Source organism: Myxococcus sp. AS-1-15 (assembly GCF_020037055.1).
Lineage (GTDB): Bacteria > Myxococcota > Myxococcia > Myxococcales > Myxococcaceae > Myxococcus > Myxococcus fulvus.
This window is the reverse complement of sequence record NZ_JAIQDF010000068.1, coordinates 1-1,296: the sequence shown is the minus strand read 5'-3', so window position 1 is coordinate 1,296 and position 1,296 is coordinate 1. Positions and strand designations below refer to the sequence as shown.

General features: G+C 68.1%; 1 protein-coding gene. It reads right to left on the bottom strand.

Annotation, left to right across the window (positions count from 1 at the left end; all coding sequences use genetic code 11):
* On the bottom strand, nt 1-1,296 hold a 1,296-nt coding region (locus tag K8625_RS43540), incomplete at both ends, for a condensation domain-containing protein (protein ID WP_223786109.1).

Below are 1,296 nucleotides of genomic sequence, written 5' to 3'. Positions count from 1 at the left end.
GGCCTGGGCCTCGAAGAGGGAGTGGAGGGTGGCGTCCTCGGGGTAGCGGACGTGCTCGCCCTGGAAGTCGGAGAGCAGGGTCTGCGTCTCGGTGGCCGAGAGGAGCTTCAGGCTGTGCAGCGGCTGGTCGACGTGTGTGGTCGCCTCGGTGAGCAGGCTCGTGAAGTGGCGAGCCATGCGCTCCACGGTGGAGGCGTCGAACAGGTCTGAGTTGTAGTCCAGCGCGCCCTGCAGCTTGCCTCCAACCTCGCTCATGCCGAGGAAGAGGTCGAACTTGGCGGAGTGCAGTTCGGAGGTGAGGACGTCGAGCTCGAGGCCAGGGAGGTCGAGGTCTTCGTCGGGAGTGTTCTGGTAGACGAAGGACACCTGGAACAGCGGCGAGCGGCTGAGGTCGCGCTGCGGCTGGAGTTCCTCGACGAGCTTCTCGAAGGGGATGTCCTGGTGCTCGAACGCGGCGAGCGTGGACGCACGCGTGTGGGTGAGCAGCTCCCGGAAGGAGTGCTCGGGGTTGATGCGCGCGCGGTGGACCAGCGTGTTGACGAAGAAGCCGATGAGGCCCTCCGTCTCGGCGCGGTTGCGGTTGGCGATGGGCGAGCCCACCGAGATGTCGTCCTGCCGTGAGTAGCGCGACAGGAGGACCTGCCAGCCAGCGAGCAGCACCATGAACGGCGTCGCGTTCTCACGCTGCGCGAGCGCCTTCACCGCCTGCGTCAGCTCCGTCGAGAGCGTGAACGGAAGGACCGCGCCGTTGTAGGTCTGGACGGCGGGACGAGGCCTGTCGGTGGGCAGCTCGATGGCGGCGGGAGCCCCCGCGAGCTGATTGCGCCACCAGCCGAGCTCCTTCTCGAGCACGTCACCGTGCAGCCACTGGCGTTGCCAGACGGAGAAGTCGGCGTACTGGATGGGAAGCGGCGCGAGCTGCGTGGGCTCGTTGCCGGAGAACTGGCGATAGAAGGCCGCCAGCTCGCGGACCATGACGGAGATGGACCAGCCGTCGGACGCGATGTGGTGGATCGTGACGAGCAGCCTGTGCTCCCGCGCATCCAGACGGACGAGTGAGGCACGGACCACGGGGCCCCGAGCCAGGTCGAACGGACGCACGGCCTCCTGGGAGGCCAACCGCTGGGCCTCGGCCTCACGCTCCTGTGCGGGCAGGGCGGACAGGTCGATGACCGGCATCTCCAGCACGAAGTCCGGCTGGATGACCTGGACGGGCTGGCCGTCGTGGACCGCGAAGTGAGTGCGGAGCACCTCGTGGCGCGCGAGGAGCGCGTTGAGCGACTGATGCAGCGCGCT